Consider the following 19,183-nt stretch of genomic DNA (forward strand, 5'->3'; position numbering starts at 1 on the left):
GCGCCTGCCACGCCTTTGGCAACGCGGGCAGCGTCCTGACGCGGTCGCGCGAGGTGGATCCTTTCCCCCAGGCTGCAATCCCACTTGCCTGTTGGCCGGCGCTCTGATGTATCTCTCAACAATGCACAAACGCAACCTGCTCAGTATCGCGCTCCTCGCAGCTTCCCCTCTGACGCTCGCCCACCTCATGGCTTGCGGCGGTGACGACGCGACCGGAGGAGGCGGGGCGAGCTCTTCCAGCACCACCTCCTCGAGCAGCGCCGGCGAAGGCGGCGGCGGCGGCGAGGCCGGCGGCGGCGGTGAGGGCGGCGGCGGCGGGGGCGGCGGCGCGGGCGGCGGGGATGGCGGCGGCGGCGGCGATGTCGTCGGTGAGCCCGCCGGCCACCTGCTGATCTCGGAGGTCGTCGTCCGGCCCGGAGCGGCCGAGTTCGTCGAGATCTGGAACCCGACCGACGAGGCGGTCGACCTCACCGACTACTACCTTTCGGACAACGCCGTTTATTATGCCATCACCGAGGGGAAGGCCTGGGCCCCGGTCGGCAGCGAAGGGACCGACTTCCTCGTCCAGTTCCCCCCCGGAACCATGATCGCGGCGGGGGCGCGCCTGGTGCTCGCGAGCGACGAGTCGTTCGAGCTCGAGTACAATCGCTGCGCCGACTTCGCGCTTGACGAGTCGCCCATCCCCTGCGAGGGGGACGACGTGCCGCCGATGATCGCGCCCACGAACGGCGCCCTCGGGGCGCAGGCCGGCGCGCTGCTCACCGACGGTGGGGAGATGGTGATCCTCTTCGAGTGGGACGGGACCGAGGGCAGCCCGCTCAAGGACATCGACTACGTCATCTGGGGCGCTGAGCTGGGGAACTCGGCGATGGCGTACAAGACGGGGAAGACCGGCTATGCCGACGACACCGCGCGCAACAGCCAGCGGCCGACCGCGGCGCACGGCAGCGGGGAGAGCATCGTCCGCTGTAGCGATCGCGAGGTCGGCGAGCTCTTGACCGAGGGCAACGGCATCAGCGGGCACGACGAGACGAGCGAGTGGCTCGACGTCAGCTTCACCGTGTCGAGCTCGCCCTCGCCCGGCGAGGACAACGACTGCGAGTAGCCCCCTCCCCGCCGGGCTCGGCCCCGCGCCGCGGCGCGGCCGGGGCGCGAGCTCGGCGCGGCGAGCGCCGGGGCGCGCTCACTGCCGGGTGATCGTCACCTTCTTGATGACTGGCGGGTTGACGGGGCGCTCGCCCTTGACCTCGACGCCCGCGAGCTTGTGGACGAGCTCCTCGGGCCCGCACTCACCGAAGATGGTGTAGCCGTTGTCGAGGTGGAACGCCGCCGCGTCGGTGATGAAGAACTGCGCGGAGTTCGTGTTCTTGCCGCGGTTCGCCATGCACAGGAGGCCCGGGCGGTCGTGGCTGCCGTCCTCCCAGACCTCGTCCGGGATCACGTAGCCGGCCTCGCCGGTGCCGTTCTTCTTCGCGTCGCCGCCCTGGATCATGAATCCCTGGATGATGCGGTGGAAGATCGTCCCGTCGTAGGCGGGCTTCTTCTCCCACTTGCCCTCGGGCGTCTTCCAGGGCCTGATCCCGCGCGCCAGGCCGACGAAGTTGGCGACCGTGATCGGCGCCTTGTCGTCGAACAGCTTGCAGGACAGCGTGCCGAGGTCGGTCTCGATCGACGCGGTCAGCGTCTTGCCCGGCGGGAGCCCCTTGGTCGCGTCCTCGAGCGTCCACTTGCCCTTCACCGGGTCGTCCTCGCTGGGCTTGACCTCGGCGACCGGCTTCGCCGAGACCTTGCGCCGCTGCGGCGGGGGGCGCTCCTTCTCGGTCTTCTCGGTCTTCTCCGTCTTGCTGCCGGCCGCCCCCGTCGACGCCGGCGTCGTCGTCTTCGTCTTCGGCGACTCTTCGGCCGTGGGCTCCGGGGTCTTCGAACATCCGGCGAGGACCGCCAGCGCGGCGAGCGCGGCGACGGGCTGCATGGCGAGGGTTCGAGCGATCATCGGGAGACGGTTTCGCGCGTCGCGGTCCAGCGGTCAAGGGCGAGCCGCGCCGTGGTAGGAAGCGGCATGAGCTCGCGCTGCGCCCTCGCGACCCGTCCGTTCTCGCTCGCCTCGCTCGCCCCGCTCGCGCCCGCCCTGGGCGCGCTGCTGCTCGCGGCCGCCCTCGGCGCGTGCGAGCGGCGCGTCGACGAGCCGCTCCAGGTCGCGCCCCGCGGCGAGGTGACGCCGCCCCGCTCAGCCGAGGCGCCGCCCGCCGTCGCCGAGGCGCCGCCCGCCGTCGCCGAGGCGCAGAACGCGGGCCGCTGCATCGAGCCGACCCCGGAGGCGCCGGAGCGGCCCACCCCGAAGGCCGGCCCGGATCCGGCGTGCCCCGAGGATCCGACCGGCCCGTTCCAGCTCGCGACCGGCAAGGTGATCTTCCTCGAGGCCCAGGCGCCCGACGTCCTCGTCGAGATCGCGCGAAAGGAGAAGGAGCGCGCCCGCGGGCTCATGTACCGGAAGAGCATGGCGGAGAACCGCGGGATGATCTTCGTCTTCCAGCAGCGGACCCAACACTCGTTCTGGATGCACAACACCTGCATCCCGCTCGACATGCTGTTCATCGACAGCGATGGCACGATCGTCGGTATCGAGGAGAACACCCCGACGCTCAACGACTCGAGCTTCGACGTCGGCTGCCCCTCGACGTACGTCCTCGAGCTGAACGCCGGCTGGGCGCGGCGCCACGGCGTCCGCGCCGGCCAGAAGGTCCGGCTCGAGGGGATCTGACGCTCGCCCGCGCGGGGGCGTCGCGTCGGTCGGCGCACGCGGCGCTACATCCCCGGGAACAGGCCGAGCTGGCGCGGGGGCGCCGGCGGGCCGAGCGCCGAGCGCGCCGCGCCGGGCGGCGGGGCCGGCGGCGCGGCGTCGAGGACGAGCGGCCCCCGCGGCGGCGCGGCGAGCAGGCGCGCGCGCTTGCCGAGGAGCGCGTCGCGGGCGGCGTCGAGGGCGAGATCCGGGCGGTTGTTGACCTCGGACAGGTGCATCAGCGCGACCGTGTGCGTGCCGCCGGGCAACGCCGCGAGTAGCGCGCACGCCTGCGCGTTCGACAGGTGGCCCCGCGCCGAGCGGATCCTGCGCTTGAGGTGCTGCGGGTACGGGCCGGCCTCGAGCATGTCGGCGTCGTAGTTCGACTCGAGCAGCAGCACGTCGCATCCGGCGACGTGCTCGAGGAGCCCCGGCGGGACCTCCCCGAGGTCGGTCACGAGCGCGGCGCGCCGCGCCCCGTCGTCGACGACGAGCGCGACCTGCGCCGCGTCGTGCGGCAGCGGCCTCGGCGAGATCGTGAGCGCGCCGATCGCGAACGGCTCGCGCGGCGAGAAGCTCCGGACGCGCTCCGGGTCGCCGAGCTCGGCGGCGCGCGCGGTCGCCTCCGAGGCGTAGATCGGGATCTTGTGCTTCTTGTTGTACTTGGCGGCCACGCCGACGTGGTCGGCGTGCGCGTGCGTGATCACGATCGCGTCGGGGGCCCAGCCGAGCGGGCCGCCCGCGCCCGCCGCCGAGAGGCATTGCTCCAGCACCCGGGGCCCGACGCCCGCGTCCACGAGGACCCGCGTGCCCCGGGAGGAGAACAGGGTGGCGTTGCCTCCGCTCCCGCTCGCGACGATGGTGATCTTCATACCGGGCTCCGCGGAACGGGAACGACGACGGACGGCTCCTGTGACCCGTAGCGCAGCCGAGGGCCTGGCCGCAAGCGCGCTGAGCCGCGCGAAGCGCTCGCGAGCGCGCTGGAACGACGCTAGAGGGATCCCACGTCGTGGTGCCCACCTCCCGCCCCTCCCCTGACACCCGCACGGAGGCGCCGCTCGACGCGCCGCGTGCCCCCGGCGACGGCGGCGCCGCGCCCGGCGATGGCGCCGCGCCCGGCGGCGGCGCCGCGCCGCGCGGAAAGCGCCGCCGCCGCGCCCTCATCGCGGCGCTCGTCGTCATCGCCGCCGTCGGGGCGGCCGTCGCCGCGCTCCTCGTGCTCGGTCCGCCCGCGCTCCGCCGGCACATCGTCGCCGAGGCCCGCGCGCGCGGCGTCGCGCTGGATCCGGGCGCGATCGACGTCGGCCTCGGCGAGGTCCGCCTGCGCGGCGCGCGCTTCTCCCTGCTCGGCGTGCGCGGGCTCTCGGGCACGGTGGCGCGCGCCACGATCGCGCTGCGCGGGCTCTCGCCCGCCGGGATCGCGGCGGATGGGGTCGAGCTCACCGCCGTGGGGATCGACGCCCTGGAGGGCCTACCAGCATGGGTCGCGCAGCACGGCCCGCGCGCGGCGTCGCTGCCGCTCACCACGGGCCGCGTCCGCCTCGGCCTGCGGGATCGCGACGGGGGGCCGGAGGTGGTCGCGCTGGCGGACGCCTCGCTCGAGCGGCGCGCGGTCGGCGCGGTCCAGGGCGCCGCGGCGCCGCCCCCGGGCGCGCCGGGGCTAGAGGCCGGCGTCCTGAAGCAGGCGCGCGTGCTGGTCGCCGGCAAGGAGGTCGCGCGCACCGACGTCGCCTGGTCGATCGGCGCGGCCTCCATCTCCCTCGGCTTCGGCGGCGAGGACGCCGCCTCGGCGCCGCTCCGGGCCGAGCTCCGGCCGCGGCCGTCGCCGAGCGCCTCGATCGAGCTCGCGCCGACGCAGCTCGCCGCGGTGGGCGCGCTCCTCGGCGTGGACGTCGGCGCCTCGACGATGGTGGTCTCCGGCACGTTCGAGCTGCGGCTCGCGGCCGGGGCGGACCGGACGGCCCTGTCCGAGGCGCCGCTCGAGGGCCCGATCGCGCTCACGGTGAAGGGCTTCACCCTGCCCCACCCCAGGGAGCTCGACGGGCTCCTCTTCGGCGACACCACCACCGTCAAGGCGGACGCGCAGCTCTCGGGCGACCGCCGGCGCATCGCGCTGAGCGGGGTGGAGGTCGCCGCCGGCGCGCTGAAGCTCAAGGGCACGGGGGCGATCCAGCGCGACGGCGCGGACGCCTCGATCGGGATGGATCTATCCGGATCCATCCCCTGCTCGCTGCTGGCCGGCTCCGCGGCGATGGCGCACCTGACCGGCGCCGTGGGCCTGCTCGCGCGCGATCTGGTGAGCCGCACGCTCGCGGGCTCGGTGGCGGTCCAGGTCCGCGTCGACGCCCGCGCGAGCCGGCTGACCGCCGCGCGGGTCAACCCGAGCGCGATCCTCCGCTGCAAGCTCCGCCTGTAGCGGGGAGATCAAGGCGTACGGCGGCCGGAAACCGGGGAAGAGAGCCGCCAAGTACGCCAAGAGGAGAATTTTTCAATTCGGAGTCTCCCGGCGTCCTCGGCGCCAGGGCGGTTCTCTTGATGCGCGCATGAGCGCCGCGCGCGGGCGTCGCCGCCCCCGGCGGGTGGCTCCGTCCGGGCACAGCGAGGGTCGATGAAGGAGGAAGGAGGAGGACGAAGGTCCGTGTCGAGGACGATCTGGCGCGACGAGCCACGGCGGAGAGCGCGCGGAGGGCGGCGCCCGCGCTCGACGGGACAGCGCGGCTCTGGCACCCTGATCGGCGAGGAGCCCGCCATGCGCGCTCGATCTCTCGCCGTTCGGATCGCCTCGCGCCTCGGGCTCGTCTCCCTCGTCAGCGCTTCCTGCACCGGCGGCCTCGGCGCCGGCAACGACGACGCCTCGGGCGGCGGTGGGGCGACAGCGACGTCCTCGTCCTCGTCGACCTCCATGGAGCTCGCCGGCAGCGGCGGCGCTGGAGGAGGCGGCGGCGCCGGCGCGGCCGGCGCGGGAGAAGGCGGCGCCGGAGAGGGCGGCGCCGGGGGAGGCAGCGGCGGAGTCGACGAACAGGACTTCCCGCTCGACACGCCGCCCGCAGGGCCGTGCCCGCCCGACATGGTGGAGATCGAGGGATACTGCATCGATCGCTTCGAGGCGCCGAACATCGAGGGCGCCCTGCCGCTCGTGATGGAGAGCGCCGTCTCGGCGAACGCCTGGTGCCAGGCGCGCGGCAAACGCCTCTGCACCGAGGACGAGTGGGACACGGCGTGCCAGGGCCCGGAGGCGCTCGTCTATCCCTACGGGAACACCCACGAAGCCGAGCGCTGCAACGACAACAAGACGTGGATTGCGCCCGACGAGGGGGCGCTCAACACCTGGCCTTCCGACGAGGCGCTCGCCGAGGTCCAGGCGCTGTACCAGGCCGAGCCGAGCGGCTCGCGGCCGGGGTGCGTGAGCGCGTTCGGCGTCTACGACATGACAGGAAACGTCGAGGAGTGGGTGGTGCGCACCAAGTACCACGTCAACGAGTATCCCCATGTCCTCAAGGGCTGTTACTGGTCCGGCTGCTTCGGCGGCGCGAAGCCGCGGTGCGGCTCCACGAACCCGGCGCACGCGGACGGGTTCCGCTTCTACGAGACCAGCTTCCGGTGCTGCCGCGACGCGCAGTGACGGGGTGACGCCCCCATCGTCGCCGCCCCGGCCCGCGCCGCGGCGGCCTCGCTCGCGGAGGTCCCCTGCGCCGCGAGCGAGGCCGCGTGCCCGAGCCCGGCGGCACGCGCCCCGGACGAACCGCTTCCCCTCGGTCGCGCCGCAGGCTAGGGCACCGGGACACGGTGCTGACCCTGTCAAGAGAGCCCCGCCCCAGCCTCGACCTCGTGCGGGACGCCATCGCCGCGTTCTCGGCCAAGGGCCGCGAGCGCGCACGACCGGACGATCTCGACGCGCGCGACCCGGCGTTCATCGCCCGCGTGCTCCCGCTGCTCGGCTTGCTCTACGACGACTATTTCCGCTGCGAGACCGAGCTCGAAGCGGCGCTGCCCGACGGCCCCTTCCTCGCGGTCAGCAACCACAACGCGATGACGGGAATGCCCGATATGTACTGCCACATGACGGCGTTCTGGCGCCTTTATGGGCCCTCGCGCCTGTCCTACGGGCTGATGCACGATCTCCCGTTCAACGTCCCGAAGGCCGGCCCCTGGCTCAACGCCTGCGGGGCCATCGCCGCGAGCCCGGAGAACGCGCGGCGGGCGCTCGCCCGGGGCGCGGCGGTCCTGGTCTTCCCCGGCGGCGATCTCGACGCCTGCAAGCCCACGTCGGCGCAGTACACGATCCGCTTCGGCCGGCGCCGCGGCTTCGTCCGGCTCGCCATCCGCGAGGGCGTGCCCGTCGTGCCGATCGTGAGCGCGGGCGCGCACCAGTCGCTCTACATCGCCACGGACGGGCGCAGGGTGGCCGAGTGGCTCCGCCTCCCCCGGCTCGCGCGCTCGAACGTCGCGCCGCTCGGCCTCGCGCTGCCGTGGGGGCTCATCGTCGGCGTCCCGATCCCCCATGTGCCCCTCCCGGTGAAGATCCACACCCGCGTGCTCCGCCCGCTGCACCTCGGCCTCCCGCGCGAGGCCGCGGACGACCCGGACGAGGTCGAGCGCGCGTTCGCGCGGATCGTCGCGCGGATGCAGGCGGGGCTGGACGAGCTCCGGACGGCCGGCAGGCACGGCCTCTTCCCGCGCGGTTGACGAGGCCACCGCAGCAGCATGGCGGCGCGGTGGCGCCCGAGAGCGCCCATGACGCCAGCGGGCAGCGCCCTGCCGCGGCGAAACCTGCCGGCGAATGACAAAGGGCGCTGGGGCGCGCGCGGCTCTCGGAAAACCGAATCCGTTCATGTAGGCTTGAGCGCCAGCCGTGACCCCCGACCGCACCGCGCAGCTCCTCGCACCGGTGGCCCAGCCCGGAGAGCTCATCGCGGCCAAGTACCGCGTCGAGCGGGTCGTGGCCATCGGCGGAATGGGCGTCGTCCTCGCGGCGCGCAACGAGGATCTCGATCAGCAGGTCGCCATCAAGATCCTGCGCCAGGACGCCCTCAGCAACCAGGAGGCGGTCGCGCGCTTCCTGCGCGAGGCGCGCACGGCGGCCCGCCTGCAAGGCGAGCACGTCGCGCGCGTGTTCGACGTCGGCACCACGGAGAGCGGCGTGCCCTTCATGGTGATGGAGTTCCTGAGCGGGCTCGATCTCCAGCAGGTCATCGAGACCCACGGCCCGCTGTCCATCCAGGACGCCGTCGACTACGTATTGCAGGCGCTGGAGGCGGTGGCCGAGGCGCACGCGGCCGGCGTCGTGCACCGGGACATCAAGCCTTCGAATCTGTTCCTCGCCGAGCACCCGGACGGGACACGGCACATCAAGGTCCTCGATTTCGGCATCTCGAAGGGGCAAGGGCTCGACTCGCCGGCGGAGCCGGGGCTCACGTCGACGAAGCAGGTGATGGGCTCGCCCGGGTACATGTCGCCCGAGCAGATGATGGCCCCGAGGACGGTCGACGGGCGCGCCGACGTGTGGTCGTTCGGCGTGCTGCTGTACACGCTCGTGACGGGCGAGCCGCCGTTCCAGGGCGAGACCGTGGCCGCGGTGATGGCGAACATCCTCCACCAGCCGGTGCCGCGGCTGCGCGACAAGCGCAGCGACGCGCCCGCCATGCTGGAGCGGATCGTCGCGCGCTGCCTGGAGCGCGACGTGAGCGCCCGCTACGCCAACGTCGGCAAGCTCGCGCAGGCGCTCGAGCCGCTCGGGTCGAGCTTCGCGAAGCTCTCGACCTCGCGCATCCAGAGCGCGATCGGCGCGGCGTCGCCGGCCGGACAGACGCTGCTCAACTCGAGGGCGGCCGAGGACAGCGATCGCCTGTCCGGCGCCTCGTGGACGCACACGGGCTTCCGCCGCCGGTCGCGGCGCAGGCTGCTCGTGGCCGCCGGCGTGGCCGCGCTGCTCGCGAGCGTGGCCGGCGCGGGCGTGTGGCTCGTCGGGGGCGTGCGCGTGGCCCCCGAGGCGCCGAGCTCGGCCGCAGCGGGGGAGCCCGATCGGCCCGCCGGCGGCGCCCTCGTCCCCGGCGCCGCGGCCGCGGCGCCGAGCGCGCCGGCCGCGGCGAGCGCTGCGCCCGCGAGCGCGCCGGCCGCGGCGAGCGCTGCGCCCGCGAGCGCGCCGGCCGCGGCGAGCGCTGCGCCCGCGAGCGCGCCGGCCGCGGCGAGCGCTGCGCCCGCGAGCGCGCCGGCCGCGGCGAGCGCCGCGCCCCCGAGCCCTGCGCCGAGCGCGGCCCCCGCGGGCAGCGCTGCCACCGGCGCGCGACCGAAGGCGACCGCGTCGGGCGCGCCGCACAGGCCGGGCCCCGTGCCCCGGCCGCAGGGGCCGACAAGCGAGGACGAAATGCTGAGGAGCCGCCATTGAGATCGTTTCGAGCGCGACACGCGGGCGCATGGCTCGCGCTGCTCTCCGGGATGAGCCTGACCTCGCCGCTCCGGGCGCAGCCGACGGCGGCGGACAAGGCGCTCGCCGAGGGGCTGTTCCAGGACGGCAAGAAGCTCATGGACGAAGGCAAGCTGGCGGAGGCGTGCCCCAAGCTCGCCGAGAGCCAACGGGTGGATCCCACGGTCGGGACGCTGCTGAACCTGGCGGTGTGCCACGAGAAAGAGGGCAAGACGGCCAGCGCGTGGGCCGAGTTCAAGGAGGCGTCCGCGCTCGCGGCGACCGCCGGGCAGCAGGATCGCTCCCAGTTCGCGGCCAAGCGCGCGGCCGAGCTCGAAGCTCGGCTGACGCGCCTCGTCCTGGAGGTCGCGGAGGCGGCGCCGGGGATGTCGATCACGCTGAACGGCCAGCAGCTGAGCGCCGCTGCGGCCACGGGCTCGGGCATCCCCGTGGATCCGGGCACGGCGACGATCGAGGCCAAGGCGCCGGGCAAGCAGCCGTGGTCGCAGCAGGTGACGCTCGATCCAGGCCTCAGCGCGCCGCGGGTGGTCATCCCGCCGCTCGCGGACGCCGCCGTTCAGCGGCCGGCGCAGGCCGCTCCCCCTGCCCCGGCGCCGTCCGTCCGGCCGGCGCCCGCCCAGCCCGAGGCGACCGGCAGCCCGGTGCGCGCGCTCGGCTTCGTCGCCGGCGGGGTCGGGCTCGCCGGGCTCGGCGTGGGCGCGGTGTTCGGGATCATGGCGATCCAGAAGGCCGGGGACGTCGAGGAGGGCTGCAGCGGCAATTTCGGCTGCAGCCGCGCGGACGTCGAGGCGAACGAGAGCGCCCGGACGACCGCGATGGTCTCGAACATCGCCGCCGGCGCGGGGCTCCTGTGCCTCGGGGCCGGCGTGGCGATGGTGCTGCTGTCGCGGTCGCCGGAGGCGCCCGTCGCGGGCGAGCGCGTCTGGCTCTCGCCGACCGTCGCCTCGGACGGGGGGCGCATGACGCTCGGAGGGCGGTGGTGATGCGGGGGTCGAAGCGCTCTGCCGCGACGCTCGCTCTCGCCGCGCTCGCGCCGGGCCTCCACGGCTGCGCGGAGATCGCGGGGATCGAGGATCGCCAGGTGATCCCGCTGATCGTGATCGCCGAGGACCAGGGGGCGCCTCGGGGCATCGCGCTCGACGAGGAGGCGATCTACTGGACCAGCGCGAGCGCCGACGGGAGCCAGGGCGGCGCGCTCCGGCGGCAGATCAAGGACGAGCGGGAGGTCATCGACCTGCTCGCGCCGTCCAGCGAGGTGCCCGACGTCATCGTGCTGGACGCGACGCACATCTACTGGTCGAGCACCGACGCGGCGTTCACCGGGGACTGCGACAGCGCCAAGCATCAGCGCGACAAGCTACGGAAGCTGCCGAAAGCCGCGAGGTTTCCGGCTGCTTTCGTCGAGGAGCCGCTGTGGGGCAGCTGCGGCGCCGCGGAGGCGATCGCGCTGAGCGCCGACAACGTCTACAGCGCTCGCCCGAACGGCAGCCGCATCACCTGGGTCCCCAAGGCCGGCGGCACGCGCAAGGATCTGTTCGTGGGCGACGAGCCCGCCGGGGTCGCGACCGACGGCGCCCTCGTCTACTGGACCGATCGCGCCGACAACACGCTCTCCGTCGACAACACGAGCGACGCCGACGAGGCGGCGCAGCTCCGCGCAGACCTCGTGGAGCCGGGCCTGCTCGTGCTGGACGAGGCCAATCTCTACTGGCTCACCCCGGACAGCGTGATGCGGTATCCGCGGAGCCCGTCGGAGGGGGAAACCCCGTCGCCCCTCCTCGCCGACCTGTCCGGCCCCCCCACCGGGATCGCCGCGCACGGGGACTACCTCTACGTGACCGTCAGGGCGGCGGGGACCGTGTACCGGATTCGCAAGGACGGGACCGCCGATCGGGAGATCCTCGCGGAGAATCAGGGCGGCCCGACGGGCATCGCCGCGGACGGGTCAGGCGTCTACTGGACGAACACCGACGCCGGGCAGATCGTCAGGTTCACCGACGAGTGAGCCCCGGCGCCGGCTGCCGCGCCGCGCGGACCGCCCGGCGTCCCGGGATCAATCGATCTGCAAATGGTAGTGGGGCGGCCGCGACTCTTCGAGCGCGAACACGCCCCCGACCTCGTCGATCCCCTCGATGAAGGCGCGCTTCTCGGCCGGCGTCATGTCCCGGTTCCGGATGTCGACCGCGCCCTCCCGGAGGTGCGCCGAGATGAACACGCCGCGGTCGATCTGGGCGCGGATCACCCGCTCGAGGGCCGCGATCACGGCCTCGGTGGGCTCGTCGTCCGAGAGCCCCTCCTCGTACGCGCTCTTGATCTCGCGCGCCGCCGCCTTGTCCTTGTAGAGGCCGAGGACGTCGGCGCCGTGCCGGAAGAGGTCGTGCATCGCCTCGGCCTGCCGCGCGGGGTCGCGCGTGCCGCTCGTGACCACGAGCTCCTTTCCGGTCCGCCGGTGGTAAGCGGAGGCGATCTCCGCGACCTTCTGCTCCACGTCGGGCGCCAGCTCGACGCCCGGCAGGAGCACGTAGCGGCGCTCCTCGTCGGCCGCGCCCGACGTCACGCCCCGCCGGGGCCGGGCGAGCGCGGGCGGCTCGTCGTCGGAGCGGTCGACGTCGGACGGGTCGTCCTCCGTGCTCTCCGGGACCTGCAGCGACAGCACCCGGGCCGCGGGGCCGTCGGGCACCCAGAAGTCGAGGTCCCCCTGGTCGCCGGGAGCGCGGGCGGCCGCGGGCGAGCGCCGCGGCCCGGCGGCGTCGGGCTCCCTGGCGACGCGGGAGACGCAGCCTCCCGCGGCGAGCGCGAGGGCGAGGACGGCGGCGCGGCGGGCGCGCCAGAGCAAGGCGAGGTGCGAGCGCGACATGCGAGCCACGGGCGCCTCCTACGTCGTGATCGTGAACGAGGCGCGCGCGAGCTCCTTGCCCGCCGCGTCGTTGACCGCCACCGACCAGAGCCCCGCCGCGCGCGCCTTCCGCGTGGCCGCCCAGGTGCGAAAGCGCCGCTCCGCGCCGACCGCCAGCGGGATGCGCAGCGGCGCGCCCCCGTCGGGCGGCGTGAAGACGACGGTGATCTCCGAGGCAGCCCGGTCCTTGTTCGAGAGCTCGACGAACGCGTAGAGGCGCTCGATCTCCGCGCTCGCGAACGACGTCGCCGGCTCGAGCGGCTCGCGTCCGGCGATGCCCTTCGCGACGACGAGCCGCATCACCTGGAGCTCGGGCGCCGCGGCGGCCCCCTCGCCAGCGCCGCTGTCCTGCGGTCCGCGCCCCGCGGCGCGCGCCTCGAGGGCCGACCCCGACCTGCGGCGCCGCTCCCGCGCCGGGCCGCGGGCCGCGATCGCCGCGTCGCTCCGGCCCTCCACGGCAGCGCCGTCCGCCGCCGACCGCGCCTCGGCGTCCTCCGCGGCCCCGCTCGCCTGCCCGTCGCCCGGCCGCCCGTGGGCGGCGCGGCTCAGCGCCGGAGGCTCTTCCCGGGCGATCCGAGCGATCGCCTCGCTCGCGTCGCTGCAACCGAGCGCCCCCCCGCCGAAAGCGGCGACGGCGAGCGCCAAGACCATGGTTTTCCGCGTCGTTCCCCGGGTATGCACACCGACGAGGTGCCACGATTCAGCGGAGCGGGCGAAAAAACGGCGACGCAGCGGCCAGGGGCCCCGTCGCCTACGCCGGGCTCACCGCGCTGGGCTCACGAAGAGCCGCCGGCGCGGAGCGGACGCGGAGCTCGGGCGAAACGCCGCCAGCGCGGCGGGGGCCGAAGCCCTCTCAAGGATGACAACGCACCGCGTCACGACGACGTGGTGTGCCCGCGCTCCACGGGAGCACGACCACGAGGGTGCGTACGTCGAGGCGCCCGGTGTCAGCGCTTCGGACGGGACCAGCGCGGGCTGTTGGCCAATTCACCCTCCTGGGTGGGCCCGAAGCTCGTGATCGCGCTGTCTTCGATCATCAGGATGAGCAGGCCTCCGCTCGCGCCTCGTGCCGTCGTCGCCCGGGATCCCTGGCTTGTCTCCCGTGACGAGTGGTCCGAGCCTTCCGCTGCGATCTGCTTCATCTCCAACTCCTTCAACACTTCAGTCCGGCTGTTATCGCCCTGGCTGGCTGGCCAGCTGTACTTCCGTGCACCGCGTCTGGGGCGAAAAACGGACCTGGGCGCGAATGCGCCAATGTTCGCAGAATAGTCACGGCTTCGAGGGAAAATCATCAGGAAAGAGCTCGCCCGATGTTTTCTGTCCGGTACAGCCTGCGCGCTCGCGTTCACCTTGCGCGCTTCTGGCAGCGCGCGCAAGCGCACGAGCGCTTCAGCGGCGGCCGAAGCCGGGTAGCTGGCGGGCTCTGGCCACCACCTCGTCGCAGTCGATGCAGCGCATGAGGCCGTCGACCAGCTCCATGCTGCCGAGGCTACCGCACTCCGGACAGCGGTTCGCGAGCTGGTGCTTGCTCTCCTCGCAGAGCCGGTTCTGCTCCGCCTCGGCCTCCGCCTCGGCGCGGAAGATCTCGGCCGGCGTGCGAGCGTCGCGCTTTCGGTCAGCATCCATGGGGCGCAACGTATCACGCGCGCCGAGCGCCCCGCGAGCGCCGCAAGCGCCGCAAGCGCCACGCGGCCCGGCGCGCCGCCGACGCGGCGAGCGGGAGGCGCGGCGCACGCAGGGCGCCGGCGGGACGGCTAACGCACCGACTCGAGCAAGCTCCGGAAGCCCGAGCGCGCCGACTGCACCGTCTCGTCCGGGCCGACCATCCTGAAGAACCAGTTGCCGCGATCGGGCGTCCTCACCGCCGCGCCGACGAGCCGGTAGCCGTCCTTCACCATCTCCACGGGCGCGCGCCTGCGGGCGCCCCCCTGGGGCCCGAGCGGGATCTTGTAGGTGCCGGCCACCTCGACCAGCTCGACCCGCATGCCGCGGACCTCGAACGACTCCCGCCGGGCCTTCGCCCCGACGTCCCCGTCGAACTGCGCGAACCACTCCCTGAAGTTCGCCTCGACGTCCCCCTTGCTGCCCAGGCCGAACGACAGGACCTGCACCTCGACGTCGTCCTTGTCGTCCGCCGCCCTCGGCACCTTGTAAAGCGCCTTGCGCGGGCCGGCGCGCGGCGCCTCGAGCGCGGCCCAGCTCCCCGGGGCGTCCCACGCGAGGGGCGCGGCGACCGGCGCGCCGGAGGCGGCCGGCGGCGGCTCCGGCTCCGCCACGGTCCGCGAGCAGGCCGAGACCGCGAGCGAAAGGATCGCGGCTCGGGCGAGCGAGGCCCGACGTGGGTGCATGGAGGCCAGTTCTACCACCGGACGCGAAATCGAGTGTAAGCCCTTGGTACCGCTCGCACGTAGAAGAGACGCTCCGGCCAGGGAGAGGAGACGGCGCGCATGGACCAGATCGGCGAGTACCTCGTTCGACGCCTCGTCGGCGAGGGGGGGATGGGCAAGGTCTATGAGGGCGAAGAGCGCCTGTCGCGCCGGCGCGTCGCGCTGAAGGTGCTCCGCCCGGAGCTCGCCCGGAGCGAGCAGGGGCGGCGGCTCTTCCTGAACGAGATGCAGATCCTCGCGCACCTCGAGCACCCGAACATCGTCCGGAGCCTCGCCAGCATCGAGGCCTCCGGCGAGCTCGTGATGGTGCTCGAATACCTGGACGGCCAGACGCTGCGCTCCCTCCTCGGCGCCGCCGGCCGCCTCCCCTGGCCGGAAGCGGTGCGGATCACGGCCAGCGTGGCGAGCGCCCTCGCGGCGGCCCACGGGCAGCAGCCGCCCGTGATCCACCGCGATCTCAAGCCCGAGAACATCATGGTGCAGAAGGACGGCGCCGTGAAGGTGATGGATTTCGGCATCGCCAAGGTCGTCGAGGCGATGAACCAGACGAACACGCAGAGCGTCGGGACCCTGCAGTACATGAGCCCGGAGCAGATCGACGCGCGATCCATCGATCACCGCTCGGATCTCTACTGCCTCGGGCTCATCCTGTACGAGGCGCTCTCCGGGCGCCCGCCGTTCCAGTCGGCCTCGCCGCGGGAGCTGCTCAACCTGCAGTGCACGGCAGAGCCCCCGCCGCTCGACGACGACGTGCGGAGCGGGCTTCCCCGCGGCGTCGAGCAGCTGCTCTTCCAGCTGCTCGAGAAGGCGCCCGAGGATCGGCCGTACCTCGCGCAGGACGTCGTGGATCGGCTGGAGCCGTTCCAGACCGCCGCGGCCGCGCCGCGCGGGGCGGCGAGCGGCGATCGCGCCGCCGGCAGCCGGGATCGGGCGAGCGCGCCGCATCGGACCGACGACGAGCGCCGGGCGAGCGCGCCGCATCGGACCGACGACCACGGCCGCGCGAGCGCGCCGCATCGGCCTGACGACCACGGCCGCGCGAGCGCACCGCATCGGACCGACGACCACGGCCGCGCGAGCGCGCCGGGAGCAGCGCGCGTCACCGGTGGAGCGGGCGCGCCGCGCGCCGACACCATCGCGCTCGTCGAGCAGATCGACCGGAGGCGCGACGTCCCGGCCGGGCTCGCGATCGCCATCATCGTGGCGCTGTCGGCGCTCGCGGGCCTCGGGACCTACGCGCTGCGCTCGACGGGCGGCGCGCCGGAGCCGCCCGCCAGCGCCGCGACGCCGGCGCCGCCTCCGGGGGCGCGGTGAGACGCGCGTCGCCGGAGCAGGCGGGCTACGCGGAAGGCGCGCCCCTCCCGGCCGTGGGCTACGCGGCGCGCTGGCGCTGCGGCGCGGCGGAGGAGCTGTGGCGGCTCGGCGAGGCGGACCAGGGCGGCCCGGCAGGGCCCGAGCGCGAGGCCGTCGCGGCGCGGCTCCTCGCGCTCGGCGGCGCTGGCGTCGGCGGCTTCGTCGACGGCGGCATCGACGCGCCGGCCGAGGGCGGGCCCGCCGCGGGCCCGGGCGGCGCGCGCGTCTGGCTCGTGCGGAGGCTCGCGGGCGCCCCGCTCGCGGATCGGATGCGCGCGCGGCGCGGTCCGTTTCCGTTTCAGGAGGCGCTCCGGCTCGCCCTCCCGCTCGCCCGCGCGCTCGCCGCCTGCGAGCGGGCCAGCCTGTTCCCAGGCCCGCTCTCGCCCGACGCGGTCCTCGTCGACGACGCGGGCCAGGTGACGCTGCCCGCGAGCGCGCTCGTCGCGGCGCTGGTCGGGGCCCCGGCGAGCGGCGGCGCCGGCGCTTCGCCCCGCGCCGCGGGCGCGCGGGTCTCCGCGGAGATCCCGCCGCTCTGGACGCCGCCGGCGCAGGCCGACGGCGCGATCTGGGACAGCGCCGCGAACCGGTACGCGCTCGGGCTCGCGCTCTACCGCCTGCTCGCGGGAGAGCACCCGTTCGCGGGCGCGGGCCTGCGGCACGCGCTCGGCGAGGCAGCTCGCCGCGAGCCCCCGCCGTTCGTCGAGAGCGTCGCGACGGCGCTGCCCCCGGGCCTGCAGGGCCACGTCCTGCGGCTGCTCCATCCGGATCCGGCGCAGCGGCCGCCGCGCGCCGAGGCGATCGCGGACGCGCTGAGCGGGTTCCTCGAGGGCGATTCGCCGGCGCGGCCGGCGCAGGTCGCCCGGACCTCGCGCCGCGCCGGGGCGGCGGCGCAGACGAGCTCCGGCGCCGCGGCGCAGACGAGCTCCGGCGCCGCGGCGCAGACGAGCTCCGGCGCCGCGGCGCAGACGAGCTCCGGCGCCGCGGCGCAGACGAGCTCCGGCGCGCCGGCGAGCGCGCCGCGGGGCGAGGCGGCCGCCCGCCGCGCGCCGCCCGGGCCCGCCGGCGCCGCGGCGCGGCTGTGGCGGCTCGCGCCGCTCGGCGCCGGCGCGCTGGTCGCGTCGGCCGCGCTCGCGATCTCGCGGGGCGCGCCCGAGCCGGCCGCGCCGCGGGCCGTCGCCGTGGCGCCGGTCGCGCCGCTCGCGCAGGCGCAGACGGCGGCGGAGGACTGCGCGGCGTGCCACGGCCGCCAGGCCTCGGAGTGGCGCCGCTCGGTGATGGCTCACTCGGTGAAGAGCCCGCTATTCAACGCGCTCGAGAGCCTCATCGAGGAGCAGGTCGGGCGCGACGCCGACTGCCCGAACGGCGCGGGCATCCTGCGCAAGGTCGACCCCGCGCGCGCCTGCCGCGACCGGCAGAGCGGCGTCGTCGTGACCGGCTCGGGCGGCGAGCACTGGTGCGTCAACTGCCACAGCCCGGCCGAGAACCTCGACGCCGCCATGCCCGCGTGGGACGGCCGCCCCGGCGGCGACCCCCGCGCGCGCCTGCCGGTGCGCGACCTGCTCACCCGCCGCGGTCTCGAGGGGATCTCCTGCGGCTTTTGCCACCAGGTGCACGGCCCGGTCGGCCCGCGCGGGCGCCCCGGGTACCAGGGCAACGCGACGTGGACGTCGTTCACGACCGGCGCCGTCTTCGCGGCGCGCCCCGAGGACGCGCGCGGCCTGTTCGGGATCGCGAACAGCGGCTACGACCTCCGCCCCGAGGAGCTCTTGCTCGCCGCCGGCCAGCGCGCGGGCCGCCGCGCCGGGCCCTCGCCGGCGCGGCCGCCCGTCGGCGACGACCCCGTCGTGCACGGCCGGCCGTCGGCGAGCGCCAGCGCGTACCTGCGCTCCAGCGAGTTCTGCGGGGCCTGCCACGACGTGCGCCTCTTCGGCACCGACAGCCTCGCGGCGGCACGCGGCGAGCATTTCAAGCGGTTGCGCAACGCCTACACCGAGTGGGCGGAGTGGGCGCGCTCCGAGGAGCGCGCGGGCCGCGCCGCGGCGAGCTGTCAGGACTGCCACATGAGCACCTACCCGGGCGTCTGCGAGGCGGCCCCGGCCGGCGCCGCGCAGGCGGCGGCGCCAGATCCCGAGTGCCCGCCCGGCACGCGCTTCGCCCCGCGCGCGCCGGGGGCGCGGCCGCGGGGCCGGATCGCGGATCGCTCCACCGCCCCGGCGGACGTCGTGACCCACTACTTCTCTGGCGTGGATGTGCCGCTGTCGGACGAGTTCCCGGAGGCGCTCATCGACGAGCCGTCGCTCGACGCGCACGGCATCCCCACGAGCGCCCGCCGCCGCCGCGATCTGCTGCTCCGCCACACCTTCCGCTTCGAGCTCGGCGCCGCGCGGCGCGCCGGCGCGGCCGGCAGCCGCGTCGAGATCCCGATCGAGATCGAGAACGTCGGCGCCGGGCACAAGGTGCCGGCGGGCTTCAGCCAGGAGCGCGAGATCTGGGTTCACCTCGCGGTCAGGGACGCAGATCGTCGGGTGATCTACGAGGTCGGCCGCGTCGACCGCGCGGATGAGGACCTGAAAGACAAGGTGTTCACCCGGGTGACCACGCACCCGGACGCGAACAACCCTCTTGGGCCCGCGGGCGCCCAAGGGGGGTTGTTCGGGGCAGACGTGCGCGACGGGCCGGACGTCCCCCTCTGGGCGCCGCCTCCGCGGCTCGGCGGCACCTCGTTCCGCGGGCGAGGGCTCATCAACTTCCAGAACGGGTTTCTGCGTTGCGTCCGCTGCATCGGTGTCGTCGCCGCGGACGGCAGCTGCCAGCCCGGGCCCGGCCAGGGGCTGCACCACGCCGACCGGTACGCGGACGGGGACTACGATCAGGACACCGGCGCGTGCGGCTCGAACCTCGCGGGGCAGAGCGCCTTTCTGGAGACCTATTTCCCCGTCGGCGCGCTCGACGCGAGCCGCGGGGTCGTGAAGGGCCCGGACGCGATCATCGACACGCGCTCCGCGCCGCCCGGCGTGCCGATCCGGTACACGTACGATCTCCCGGCCGGCGCGCTCCGCGGCCCGCTCCGGGCCGAGGCGAGGCTGCTCTTCCGGGCGTTTCCCCCCTTCCTGATCCGCGCCTTCGCCGCGTACGAGCGGGAGCAGGCGCGGCGCGGCCTCAGGCCGACCGGCCCGCTGGTCACCGAGTCGATGCTCGGCCGCCTCGAGGTCGTCGAGCTCGCGCGGGCCGAGATCGAGATCCCCTGAGCCGAGGTGACCGCGATGGAGCCACCCGCGACGCAGTCCTCTCGGCGCGCCGGCGCACAAAAAGGGGCGAGCCCTCACCCCGGCCCGCGGGGTAAG

At 74.9% G+C, this 19,183-nt stretch carries 17 protein-coding genes; 10 read left to right on the forward strand and 7 right to left on the reverse strand.

What is annotated here, in order from left to right:
* Positions 1-187: 187 nt before the first annotated feature.
* Complete coding sequence (locus tag WMF26_RS26020; protein ID WP_437994868.1) at positions 188-1,105, forward strand: lamin tail domain-containing protein; 918 nt, start codon at positions 188-190, stop codon at positions 1,103-1,105.
* 78 nt (positions 1,106-1,183) lie between these two features.
* Here the strand turns inward: WMF26_RS26020 and WMF26_RS26025 are convergent, their stop codons facing one another.
* The gene (locus WMF26_RS26025) at positions 1,184-1,993 is read right to left on the reverse strand and encodes a peptidylprolyl isomerase (RefSeq protein ID WP_437322343.1); all 810 of its coding nucleotides are present in this window, start codon (positions 1,991-1,993) and stop codon (positions 1,184-1,186) included.
* 66 nt (positions 1,994-2,059) lie between these two features.
* Between WMF26_RS26025 and WMF26_RS26030 the strand changes: the two genes are divergently transcribed.
* Positions 2,060-2,761 (forward strand): DUF192 domain-containing protein, encoded by a 702-nt coding sequence (locus WMF26_RS26030; protein ID WP_437994869.1) that lies wholly within the window; start codon positions 2,060-2,062, stop codon positions 2,759-2,761.
* A 44-nt stretch (positions 2,762-2,805) separates the two neighbouring features.
* Here the strand turns inward: WMF26_RS26030 and WMF26_RS26035 are convergent, their stop codons facing one another.
* Entirely contained in the window at positions 2,806-3,651 is an 846-nt protein-coding gene (locus tag WMF26_RS26035) for an MBL fold metallo-hydrolase (RefSeq protein ID WP_437322345.1), read from the reverse strand.
* A 137-nt stretch (positions 3,652-3,788) separates the two neighbouring features.
* On the opposite strand from WMF26_RS26035, the gene WMF26_RS26040 reads away from it, so the two are divergent.
* The 6 genes from WMF26_RS26040 to WMF26_RS26065 all read left to right on the forward strand — a co-directional run bounded on the left by WMF26_RS26040 (position 3,789) and on the right by WMF26_RS26065 (position 11,208).
* On the forward strand, positions 3,789-5,195 hold the full coding sequence (locus WMF26_RS26040; protein ID WP_437994870.1) for a hypothetical protein: 1,407 nt from the start codon (positions 3,789-3,791) through the stop codon (positions 5,193-5,195).
* A gap of 333 nt (positions 5,196-5,528) precedes the next feature.
* Positions 5,529-6,401 carry a formylglycine-generating enzyme family protein gene (locus tag WMF26_RS26045; RefSeq protein WP_437994871.1) on the forward strand — a complete coding sequence of 291 codons (873 nt, stop codon included), beginning with the start codon at positions 5,529-5,531 and terminating at the stop codon, positions 6,399-6,401.
* Between the two features lie 206 nt (positions 6,402-6,607).
* Positions 6,608-7,465 (forward strand): 1-acyl-sn-glycerol-3-phosphate acyltransferase, encoded by an 858-nt coding sequence (locus WMF26_RS26050; RefSeq protein WP_063823609.1) that lies wholly within the window; start codon positions 6,608-6,610, stop codon positions 7,463-7,465.
* A gap of 166 nt (positions 7,466-7,631) precedes the next feature.
* Positions 7,632-9,164 (forward strand): serine/threonine-protein kinase, encoded by a 1,533-nt coding sequence (locus tag WMF26_RS26055; protein WP_437994872.1) that lies wholly within the window; start codon positions 7,632-7,634, stop codon positions 9,162-9,164.
* Entirely contained in the window at positions 9,161-10,186 is a 1,026-nt protein-coding gene (locus tag WMF26_RS26060; RefSeq protein ID WP_437994873.1) for a hypothetical protein, read from the forward strand. Before WMF26_RS26055 ends, WMF26_RS26060 begins: the two co-directional genes overlap by 4 nt.
* Entirely contained in the window at positions 10,186-11,208 is a 1,023-nt protein-coding gene (locus WMF26_RS26065; RefSeq protein ID WP_437994874.1) for a hypothetical protein, read from the forward strand. The genes WMF26_RS26060 and WMF26_RS26065 overlap by 1 nt, the downstream gene beginning before the upstream one ends.
* A gap of 48 nt (positions 11,209-11,256) precedes the next feature.
* Here the strand turns inward: WMF26_RS26065 and WMF26_RS26070 are convergent, their stop codons facing one another.
* From WMF26_RS26070 to WMF26_RS26090, 5 genes are all read right to left on the reverse strand, one after another.
* Positions 11,257-12,060, reverse strand: coding sequence for a hypothetical protein (locus tag WMF26_RS26070; RefSeq protein ID WP_438002446.1), 804 nt, complete (start codon positions 12,058-12,060; stop codon positions 11,257-11,259).
* 18 nt (positions 12,061-12,078) lie between these two features.
* Positions 12,079-12,750 carry a DUF2914 domain-containing protein gene (locus WMF26_RS26075; protein WP_437994875.1) on the reverse strand — a complete coding sequence of 224 codons (672 nt, stop codon included), beginning with the start codon at positions 12,748-12,750 and terminating at the stop codon, positions 12,079-12,081.
* Positions 12,751-13,046: 296 nt separating this feature from the next.
* Entirely contained in the window at positions 13,047-13,241 is a 195-nt protein-coding gene (locus WMF26_RS26080; protein WP_437312399.1) for a hypothetical protein, read from the reverse strand.
* 247 nt (positions 13,242-13,488) lie between these two features.
* On the reverse strand, positions 13,489-13,725 hold the full coding sequence (locus tag WMF26_RS26085) for a hypothetical protein (protein ID WP_020737154.1): 237 nt from the start codon (positions 13,723-13,725) through the stop codon (positions 13,489-13,491).
* Between the two features lie 128 nt (positions 13,726-13,853).
* A complete protein-coding gene (locus tag WMF26_RS26090) occupies positions 13,854-14,447 on the reverse strand; it encodes a hypothetical protein (protein ID WP_437948900.1) in 594 nt (197 codons plus the stop codon).
* Positions 14,448-14,546: 99 nt separating this feature from the next.
* Here WMF26_RS26090 and WMF26_RS26095 point away from each other — a divergent pair, with 99 nt between their 5' ends.
* Positions 14,547-15,800, forward strand: a complete 1,254-nt coding sequence (locus WMF26_RS26095; RefSeq protein ID WP_437994876.1) for a serine/threonine protein kinase — start codon at positions 14,547-14,549, stop codon at positions 15,798-15,800.
* Positions 15,797-19,087, forward strand: a complete 3,291-nt coding sequence (locus tag WMF26_RS26100; RefSeq protein WP_437994877.1) for a hypothetical protein — start codon at positions 15,797-15,799, stop codon at positions 19,085-19,087. Before WMF26_RS26095 ends, WMF26_RS26100 begins: the two co-directional genes overlap by 4 nt.
* The last annotated feature ends 96 nt before the right edge of the window (positions 19,088-19,183 follow it).

Origin of the sequence: Sorangium sp. So ce185, assembly GCF_051526825.1 — a bacterium.
Lineage (GTDB): Bacteria > Myxococcota_A > Polyangia > Polyangiales > Polyangiaceae > Sorangium > Sorangium cellulosum_D.

What these genes read in the sequence shown, in the direction of transcription:
- WMF26_RS26065 (WP_437994874.1), top strand. Translation starts at nt 10,186, where the DNA reads ATGCGGGGGTCGAAGCGCTCTGCCGCGACGCTCGCTCTCGCCGCGCTC.
- WMF26_RS26045 (WP_437994871.1), top strand. Translation starts at nt 5,529, where the DNA reads ATGCGCGCTCGATCTCTCGCCGTTCGGATCGCCTCGCGCCTCGGGCTC.
- WMF26_RS26080 (WP_437312399.1), bottom strand. Translation starts at nt 13,241, where the DNA reads ATGAAGCAGATCGCAGCGGAAGGCTCGGACCACTCGTCACGGGAGACA.
- WMF26_RS26030 (WP_437994869.1), top strand. Translation starts at nt 2,060, where the DNA reads ATGAGCTCGCGCTGCGCCCTCGCGACCCGTCCGTTCTCGCTCGCCTCG.
- WMF26_RS26090 (WP_437948900.1), bottom strand. Translation starts at nt 14,447, where the DNA reads ATGCACCCACGTCGGGCCTCGCTCGCCCGAGCCGCGATCCTTTCGCTC.
- WMF26_RS26025 (WP_437322343.1), bottom strand. Translation starts at nt 1,993, where the DNA reads ATGATCGCTCGAACCCTCGCCATGCAGCCCGTCGCCGCGCTCGCCGCG.
- WMF26_RS26085 (WP_020737154.1), bottom strand. Translation starts at nt 13,725, where the DNA reads ATGGATGCTGACCGAAAGCGCGACGCTCGCACGCCGGCCGAGATCTTC.
- WMF26_RS26020 (WP_437994868.1), top strand. Translation starts at nt 188, where the DNA reads ATGGCTTGCGGCGGTGACGACGCGACCGGAGGAGGCGGGGCGAGCTCT.
- WMF26_RS26070 (WP_438002446.1), bottom strand. Translation starts at nt 12,060, where the DNA reads ATGTCGCGCTCGCACCTCGCCTTGCTCTGGCGCGCCCGCCGCGCCGCC.
- WMF26_RS26075 (WP_437994875.1), bottom strand. Translation starts at nt 12,750, where the DNA reads ATGGTCTTGGCGCTCGCCGTCGCCGCTTTCGGCGGGGGGGCGCTCGGT.
- WMF26_RS26095 (WP_437994876.1), top strand. Translation starts at nt 14,547, where the DNA reads ATGGACCAGATCGGCGAGTACCTCGTTCGACGCCTCGTCGGCGAGGGG.
- WMF26_RS26035 (WP_437322345.1), bottom strand. Translation starts at nt 3,651, where the DNA reads ATGAAGATCACCATCGTCGCGAGCGGGAGCGGAGGCAACGCCACCCTG.